The sequence below is a fragment of the Ensifer soli genome (assembly GCF_041928815.1).
Lineage (GTDB): Bacteria > Pseudomonadota > Alphaproteobacteria > Rhizobiales > Rhizobiaceae > JBHFEI01.
Genome location: NZ_JBHFEI010000035.1, coordinates 1 through 9,007, shown reverse-complemented (window position 1 = coordinate 9,007; position 9,007 = coordinate 1). Strand labels below are relative to the sequence as shown.

Genomic DNA, 9,007 nt, shown 5'->3' with positions numbered 1-9,007 from the left:
TTAAATCAAACCGCTAGCGAGCCGCAAAATCCGTTCTTACAAAGCCTAAAAAGTCTCAAATCATTCGACGACGGACAGCTTGGCCTTGGTCTTCTTGAAGTCCTGCATGTAGGCTATTTCCGACGGCGGCACGCCGTGCCGGATCAGCTCATCGCGAATCCAGCGATAGGCGGAGAACCCACGGGTCTTCTCGACGTTGAGTGTGCCGAGATCGGAAAAGATCATCTGCGCCGCACCCTGCAGCTCATAGGGTTTTCCGTCCGGGCGAAGATAGGTGTGCTCCGAAGTCTCCCGCCAGATGCGCAGCACGTTGCGGATCAGGAGATTGAGCTTGTTGTCCGGCTCGTCCTCGCCCGCCGGCATAACCAGGCGCAGGTCGATTGCTGCATGCCGTCCGTCGGTGATGACGGAAAGCAGGATGTCATCGCCCGGCTGGGCCGGCCCTTCGCGCTCTTCGATCATCCTGATCCGGGTTTCGAGGAGCTGCTGATAGGTTTTGAACAGCGGCGTCGGCGCCGCGGTCAGGATCTGCCGGCGACCCGTCGAGATGTCGGGCACCCGCACATGTTGGCGAAGGTCGGATGGCATGACCACATCCGCAAAGCTGCGGAACATCGCGATCAACTCGGGCACGTTCACGAAGGAGGCGAAGCGGCTGACCAGCTTGTATTTTCCGGAGGGCTGGATTTCAAGTTCGGTCACCGTATCGCCAAAGCAGGATGCCCATGCATCGAACTCGTGCAGACCACGCTCGTGGAGATCACCGTGGCCGAGTAACCGTTGGATCGAGAACATCTCTCCAAGGGTGTTTGTGATCGGTGTACCAGACGCCAGCACGAGCGCCCGGCCGGGGTTCTTCGTCTCGACATAGCGGGACTTCACATAAAGATCCCAGGCGCGCTGAGAGCCATTTGGGTCGACCCCCTTCAACGTCGACATGTTGGTGGCGAAGGAGAGCTTGCGGAACTCCTGCGCCTCGTCGACGACGATATGGTCGATACCAATTTCGGATATGGTCAGAAGATCGTCCTTCCTGGTCGTAAGCGCATGCAGCCGTTCTTCCAGACCTTCCTTCAGTCGCTCGAGACGCTTGCGCGAGACGCGATCATCGCTCTCGACCTTGACCAGCAGATCCTCGTAAAGCTTCAACTCGTCCTGGATCATCTGTTGTTCGAAGGCCGAGGGCACGCCGACGAACTTGAAGGCCGAGTGGGTGATGATAATCGCATCCCAGGTCGCGGTCGCCGCGCGCGACAGGAACCGGGCGCGCTTGTCCTTGGAGAAGTTCGTTTCGTCTGCGACCAGGATGCGGGCGTTCGGGTAGAGCGCCAGAAACTCGCGGGCGGCCTGTGCCAGGCAATGACCCGGCACAACCAGCATCGCCTTGGCGATCAGGCCAAGCCTGCGCTGTTCCATGATCGCAGCCGCCATCGTCATCGTCTTGCCGGCGCCGACAGCATGGGCAAGATAGGTCGCGCCATCAGCGATGATCCGCCAGATGCCGCGCTTCTGATGCCCGTAGAGAACGAAGGCTGCCGATGCGCCGGGAAGCTTGAGATGGGAGCCGTCGAAAGCCCGCGGCGCGATATTGTTGAAACGATCATTGTAAACCCGCGCGAGCCGGTCGGTGCGGTCTGGATCGTTCCAGACCCAGCGCTCGAACTCGCTGCGGATTTTCTGCAGCTTTTCGCGGGCGGCTTCCGTATCGACGACGTTGAGGACCCGCCGCTCTCCGCCGGCGTCTTTGAAGATGTCGAAGATCTGCGGAACGCGGCTGTTCAGCGCGTCCGACAATAACTCGCCAGCATGCCGGCGGCTGGTTCCCCATTCCGAGGTGCCTGCGGCCGAATATCCGAGCTGACGGGCTTCGACCGTCCAGGAGCCAAGCTCCGGCAGATGATGGATGCGGATTTCGGCGTCCATCATCTCTTTGATGAAGGCGACGACATCGGCGGCTGGTATCCATGTTGCGCCGAGACGCGCCGTGATGTCAGAGGGGCGCAGGTCGGCCGGCTGGACCGCCTGCAAAGCGCGAACATTGCGCTGGAAGCCGGGATCGAGCTCGGCGGCGGCCTGCGCGGCTGCGAGCTTGGTGCGAACCTGACCCGAGAGATAGGCATCGGCCGTCTGCCAAGATCCATCACTCGGGTTTTGAAAGACCGTATCACCAAGATGATCGGCGACGGTGGCTCGGTCGCAATGTAGGAGCTCGGCAATATGGTCGAGATCGACCCGGCCGGCCTCGTTCAGCACGACGGCAAGCGCGTCGGCGGCACTGGTGACGACAGGTGGGGCAGGGGGTGCGATGACCCGCTCGGAGAAGATCGGACCGGGCTTTGCCGTATCCGTGTCGAGATCATAGTCCTCGATGGACGCCACCAGCCAACAATCGGGATCGTCGCGGAACGGCTGCAGGTTCGGCTGGCGGTGCGTTTCACGAACTTCGTTGGTCTCGGCATCCTCCTGGATTGAAACGGTGGTATGATTGATCGGGCCGAAGTCGCGCACAAAGCTCGACCAGGCGATCCGTAAGCGGACCTGCGCTTCACGCCATGGCCGATCGGTCTCTTGGGCTTTCAGGACATCGCGCACAGCATCACGGATTGGGATCAACTTCCTGACGATCCGGACATGCTTTTCCGACAGGCCTTCGCCTGTTCGCCTTTCGCCTGGTCGGCCATCGCGGGCTCGCCCTTTGCGCACGGGAATGACAACCGCTGCACCATCGACGATTTGCATCAGGCCGTGTTTGCGATCGAAAAGGTAACTGCCCTCCCGAGCCTTCGACGCGTCGGGTCGCAGATCGACGATATCGCCAAGCTCGCCCTCGAGGTCGAGATCGACAGGTGTCGGCTCACCGTCATAAATGTTCTCCGGCAGAAGACCGATGGCCACGTTTAAGTCCGACACGAGATTGCCACCAGCGCGCGGTTTGCAGGTGTAGGTCTCGCCGAATGGGCCAGAGGTCAGAGCGTGGGTGCCCAGCACGAAATCAGGATGGCGCGCGAACCAGCGATTGACGCGGATCGGTCCTTCATCATCGCTGGCAGCGCGTACCTCATCGACGTCCAACCATAGGACGTCGCCCTCGGGCTCGCCGACCTTGCGCTTGCGGAAGAACAGGATGTCTACGACGGTGTCCGTACCGGCGTCGCGGCGGAAACTGCCCTCGGGCAAGCGGATGGCCGCAACCAGGTTGGCAGACTTGGCAATATGCTCGCGCGCGGTCGTATCCGCATTGTCCATCGTGCCGGCGCTTGTGACAAAGGCCGCCAGCGCGCCCGGTTTCAGAAGATCGATTGACCGGGCAATGAAGTAGTTGTGCAACCGGAGACCGAGCGATCGATATGAGCGGTCCGAGCGAACGGTGCGATCGGAGAAGGGCGGGTTACCGACGGCGAGGTCGTAGATCGCCGTCAGATTGGTACGCGCGAAATCGCCGTTGATGATCCGAGCCTTTGGCTGCAGCAGTCGGGCGATGCGAGCGGTAACCGGATCGAGCTCGATCCCGGTGAAATAGGCACGATCACGGTACTCGGCCGGCATCAACGCCGGAAAAAGTCTAGTACCGATCCCCGGCTCAAGCACGCGCCCACCGCGCCAGCCGAGCCGCTGCAGCCCCGACCAGATCGCCCGGACAATGAATTCCGGCGTGAAATGCGCATACTGGGTGCAGCGGGCCAGCGATACATAGTCAGCTTCGTTGACCGCCGTCTCGAGCGAGCTGCCCAGTTCATCCCAGCCTTCACGGAAGTCGGCTTCGCCCGGCCGGCGAAACATGGTGTTGGCGAGTTCCGAAGCACCAAAGCCGGTAAAGCGGATCAGGCGCTTCTGATGGTCGCGCGTAATAGTGACATCGTTCTGCTCGATCTCGTTGGCGGCCAGTATGGCAGCAACATTCATCCGTGCCCGCTCCTTCCAGGTCGCGGCAAGCCCGCGATCTTCGTCCTCGAGATAGAAGTTCGCACAATCCCCCTGCTTTATGCTCAGCGCCGGTTTCGGGCCGCTCGCAGCGCGAAGGGCGGAAGCAGGTGAGGGCGGTGTGGGGTCGGGGTCGTCGTCATTGGCGGCGACCGGGTCAAAGCTACCGAGTGTCACGCCGAGCCCGAGCCCGGATGACAAGGCGCTGCTGCCGAAAATGTCGAGACTGGCGGACTGATCGAGCGAGAAGGGTTTGCTGCTCATAGGGTTTTTCCTTGAGGACAAGCGCACGTGTCCGCCGGCCGCCGAAGCGCCGGTGAAGACAGTGCAGGATTGAGAAGTTTGATGACAGCCTGGCGCTTGGCCGATCGGCTAGACGCGTGTCACCATGGACAATTCCATTGTCTCCTCGTGGGAGGCGATGAAGAGATGTGTAGCGGCCGGGCTGGCGGCGATCAGGGCTTCCAGATGATCGGCGTCGAAGAACTCGATCCCGTCATCGCCGCCAAAGGTCTGCCGCTTGATATGAAACCAGTCGTCGTTGCTGGTGGGATCGCACTCTTCGGCATAGACCACGAGCGGTCGGCCACCCTCGGGAAGCTTGCCATTCGACATGATATACACGCCATGATCGCCCACCAGCCAAAGGCCGGGCTGTTCGCCTTCGCCGGGTCGCATCCCGTACCAGGGATTGCGAAACCCGCCTTTGGCGGCGGCATCCTCACGTCCGCGGGCGATGACCTCGCGGACCTTTTCTATAGGAAAAGACAGCATGATCTCCTCCTCACGCCGCGACAGTGTCGGGCAAATGACGGAACTGCACCGGAAGTTTCGCGGCGATCTCTTCGTCGGTGAGCTCGTTGAGCAGTTTCAGGATCGTGCCTTTTCCATTGCTCCAGATCATCACCGTCCGCTCACCCTGCAGGGCCGGCGGCCACCGATCACCGGCATAGCCGCGATAGGCATTTGCCGTGCTCGACCAGATATGCTCGAGCCGTTCCTCACGCGTCATGGCGCGCACCGGCCGGCTTTCGCGATCAATGATGGCGAGGCGCATCGCTTCGACCGATCCGTGGTCGGACAGATCGCAATAGCCATGGAAATGCCGGAGAGCGCCATCGATGCGCAGCGCAAAGAACACCGAGGTCACCGACCCGGTCATGAACTCGCGCATGGCGAACATCGATCCGCGGATCCACAGCGGCGGCAGGATTTCGAACATGTAATCATGCTCGGCTTCTGAAATTTCGAACCATTCGCCAGCATAGAGCGCTGCCGGTTCATCCTGGCCACGCGTTGGTCGCCTGGCATGGCGGTCGAAAAGCGCGAACATCTGCTGACGGCTCGCTGGTCCTTCGAAGATCTTGCGGATCGAGATAGGGTCGGACATTGACTGCTCCTTCGGGTTATCCGGACCGAAGTGCCGAGATCCACGACCTCACCTTTCTCTTCAGTCCTTCATGACCCCTCCCCAGCCGCCGACATCGAGGCCAGCCGGGTCAAGGGCCGGCATCGCCGGGCGCAGCCTCCCTTGATGCGGCTGACGAGGATGCGGCACGTCCTCCGTTTTCTGCTTCTTCTTCCTCGTTCTCCTTCTGCTTCAGCACCTCGTTCCAATCCTCGGCCGGCGGCCGCAGGCGCATGAAATCGCAGCTGACCTCCTCGGCGAGCTGGCGCAAGCGGTCGGCAAAAGCATCGCCCTGGGCATCTGCGTCTGTCGCCGCAACGAGCTGAACGTCCGGCGCCTCGCAAAGGCGGCGCAATGCTGCCGCGGTCGCCGGCGCCCAGCCTCCGCCTGTGCTCACATAGGCGGTTCCTGCTCGCATTCCTTCGATCGCAGCCAAGCTCATCGCGTCGATGGCGGCCTCGGTTACACAGAAACGTGTGCCGGGGCCTGCGCCGAGCCGAAAAAGGATTTTTCTTCCGCCGGTCGCAAAGCCACGCCACTCGGGGCCGCGCCCTTCCCATCCGCAGACGGTGCCAACGTCATCCGTATGCGCCGCCCACATGGTCCCGTAAGGGCCCTCGCGGAGTAGGTTCTGAGCGATTGCCGCGCGAATGACAAAAGCGGGGAGTAACCGCTGAAATCGTAGGTAACGCCAGGAGGGAGAGCCCGGCCAAGGCGATTGCCGGCGCTTCCAGTCCTCGGCGATTGAGGCCGTGTCCTTCGGTTCACGATCGTCCCGTCGCCAGACAGACTCGGACGGCTGAAGGCCGCAAAGTACTGCGACCCGCGCGCATCCTTCGACAAAGTCGCACCCCTCGAGGGCGGTCACCAGACCGAAGACATCACCCTTGTCGTCGCTGAGAGGATCGAACCAGCCCCGTCCGGCATGCGTGACAATGATGATCTCGGCGCCGCGGCGAAATTTCATCGCACGCTTCGTACTTTCCTTCATATCCAGGGAAAACCCGGCACCTTCCAGCACCAGCTGGCAGCCCACCTTTTCCCGAAGCCGTTCGATTTCGTTTCTCTTCATATTCCTCTCCGGACGCGTAGCGGCCGACCTTTCATCTCTTTTCTTCCCGCACGGTGCGGGATCCGTTTCCGACAGGCGCGAAGAGCAAAGGCTGCAAGGGCATGGCGGGCAAGGTGCAGATTTGCACCGGCCATGGCGCAGCCTCCCTTGCGGCCGCCAACTCGCAAGCGGCAGCCGGAACGGCAAGACGGGGCTCAGTGCGCCCCGAATGGATGGAATTCGTGAATGACCGCGAGGTCATCGCTGGCGTCGATCTCGTCAGAAGGCAAGACGCCGTATTCGCCGTCGACTTCGAAGACGGTGACCGCGACCATCAGGTCGCGGGAAAGCTGGAAGGCGTGAGACTGGGCGAGAGCGAGATCGTGCGACATTTTGAGAGGCTCCATCGGGAGCGGGCCAATCCCGCTCGATGGCTCCGAAAAGGCCTGGGGCCGGGCGCGATCACCGCGTAGGCGCAGCCAAGCGGCCGCAGCTTGCTAGCGGACCCTTTATGGGTTGATCGTGGAAGATCCGGACTTGGGCCAGGACGCCATCACAAGAGAGCGGGATTGGTCTGCTGCCGGCTGGGCAAACTCTACCGCAGTAAGATCTCCAGCGGAAAACTCACAATCCAGTTTGTTTGCGAAATTGATGTCTCGGTTCGCGACCTTAGCGGCGTTGGCCAACTGATCTGCAGGTCCGCAACAGTTTGAGAGATCAAAAAGTGACATGCACCGGGGCAACTGCGGCGCCCCCATCCTCACCGCGCAAGAGCAATGGCGATACGTATGTGAGCTCAAGCCGAGGTGCGACTTGCGGGTTCGTTGATCCTATCCTGTCGACCGCATCTGCGCGAGCAACTTCTGGCGGAACACCTCGGCCGGTGTCTTGTAGCCGAGGCACTTTCTCGGTGTCGTGTTCAGCTGATCGCAGAACCACGTTGCGGAGCCGATGCCGGCCTGCAGGTAGGGCCAGTCGGTGAACTCCGTGCCGCGGTCGAAGGTAATCGAGCGGCGTGCGCGATGGGGCAGGGCCTGCAGCACGCCGATGAGCCGCTCCATGATTGGCCGAGATTGGCGATCGTTGTTGCGAAAGAGAACGGCGAAACGGCTCACGCGTTCGACCAGCGACGTCACGTTCGCCTTGCCGAACTTCTGGCGAAACTGGATAAGGTCGCATTCCCAATGTCCGAACTGCTTGCGATCGGCGACCACGTCCGGGCGGCGCAGGATGTTGAGGTCCGGACTGAATCGCTGGCCATGTCGGCGCCTGGCATGCCGCGGCCGGCGTCGGGCACGATGTTCCGGCAGGTGTTTCCAAAGCTTGATCGCGTGACCATCCGGCGAATAGGCGAACTTGTAGATCGTCTCGTGGCTCACCGCGATCGGATGGCGCTCCAGCCGCATCCGACCGGCGATCTGCTGTGGCGACCAGCCATGCATGATCTGCTCAATGACGGACTCACGCACATGCGAGAAGCGCGCAAGCCTCCTGAGCTTGGTACGACGCTCGCAAGCCCTGTCATGTGCCGTCGTGCAATGGTAGCCGCTGAGCTCCGGCCATTCCTTGTCGATGTACACGTTGCGCCGGACCTCGCGGAAAATCGTCAAACGATGGCGGCCAAGCTTCTCGGCAATGACGTCGATGCTTACGCCGAACTGCCGCCAACGGGCGATCTTGCGGCGTTCGGTCTGGTCGATGTGGGAGTAGGTGCGTTTCATTGCAGTTTCCTTGCAAGTGACAACCCATTGGTATCATTCGCAAGTCGCACTTCATCCTTGAACCCACCGTAATGGTATAACATATCGCATAATCCAGTTTATGGAACTCTGTTCTCTTTCCGGCGCGGTTTGACGAAACCTAAGGTGCATCCATCATGTCGGAACCAATCTAACAGGTGACTACAGACCGCAGACATATTGAGCACTTCAGAGGGTTCCTCCTTTATGCACCACGATGTAGACACAGCGGCCGCCGGCGGAAACGCGAGCCTGATGACGATCGGTTGAGCATAGGCCGCTCGGCATCTGGCCGGGTGGCACTCCATCACCTGGTGCGGATCTTCCTTTTCGTTGCGGGATCGACGAAAGTGTCCGGGCAAACCGCTGATATCGTCAGGAGTTAGCTGCTCAAAAAAATAAGAGAGGGTCTCTCAGCTCTAAGTCACACGAGCCAGACCCTGCTTCGATTGCTCCATTTGATATGTGAACAAGTGCTACGATCGATAGGGAATGCTCCGCAGCCTTGCATTAAACTCGACTACGGAGCATTTTTCCGCCTTGGGAGACAGATTGTATTGAAACAGACGCGTGCGACTACAGTATCGTCTGACTCTTTAGATCCTTGGGCGACTTGGTAAGAATTTCCGGGACGGAACCTATAACTACGGTGTCATCTTGCCTGAACCCCCCTAGCCCGTGGACGTAGATGCCGGGCTCTACGGAATAGACCTCGTTAGTGAGAAGCGGACGGTGATTGTATGCCATGTCTTCCGGAAACTCATGGCATAGGATGCCCATGCCGTGACCGGTCCTATGGCTGATGTGCTCGTGGTCTTCCCCCTGAAAAGTGGTCCTCCGTGAAGTAGGCTATTGAGCCTGAGAGAGGACGTTGGAATGCCCCAGAAG

The 9,007-nt window shown here is 60.6% G+C and carries 6 protein-coding genes and 1 pseudogene; all 7 read right to left on the bottom strand.

All coding sequences use genetic code 11. From position 1 onward, the window contains the following. Positions 1 to 78 precede the first annotated feature (78 nt). Positions 79 to 4,185 (bottom strand): annotated as a pseudogene (locus ACEVQ6_RS23130) (DEAD/DEAH box helicase family protein); the annotation flags it as partial. Between the two features lie 108 nt (positions 4,186 to 4,293). After that, positions 4,294 to 4,695, bottom strand: a complete 402-nt coding sequence (locus ACEVQ6_RS23125) for a DUF3085 domain-containing protein (protein ID WP_374891406.1) — start codon at positions 4,693 to 4,695, stop codon at positions 4,294 to 4,296. 10 nt (positions 4,696 to 4,705) lie between these two features. Beyond that, on the bottom strand, positions 4,706 to 5,311 hold the full coding sequence (locus ACEVQ6_RS23120; RefSeq protein ID WP_374891405.1) for a DUF1419 domain-containing protein: 606 nt from the start codon (positions 5,309 to 5,311) through the stop codon (positions 4,706 to 4,708). Between the two features lie 109 nt (positions 5,312 to 5,420). After that, the gene (locus tag ACEVQ6_RS23115) at positions 5,421 to 6,401 is read right to left on the bottom strand and encodes a DUF3991 and toprim domain-containing protein (protein WP_374891404.1); all 981 of its coding nucleotides are present in this window, start codon (positions 6,399 to 6,401) and stop codon (positions 5,421 to 5,423) included. A 194-nt stretch (positions 6,402 to 6,595) separates the two neighbouring features. Continuing rightward, a complete protein-coding gene (locus tag ACEVQ6_RS23110) occupies positions 6,596 to 6,772 on the bottom strand; it encodes a hypothetical protein (protein WP_374891403.1) in 177 nt (58 codons plus the stop codon). Between the two features lie 438 nt (positions 6,773 to 7,210). Then, complete coding sequence (locus tag ACEVQ6_RS23105; RefSeq protein ID WP_374891402.1) at positions 7,211 to 8,101, bottom strand: IS30 family transposase; 891 nt, start codon at positions 8,099 to 8,101, stop codon at positions 7,211 to 7,213. Positions 8,102 to 8,695: 594 nt separating this feature from the next. Next, entirely contained in the window at positions 8,696 to 8,923 is a 228-nt protein-coding gene (locus ACEVQ6_RS23100; RefSeq protein ID WP_374891407.1) for a M24 family metallopeptidase, read from the bottom strand. Positions 8,924 to 9,007: the final 84 nt, after the last annotated feature.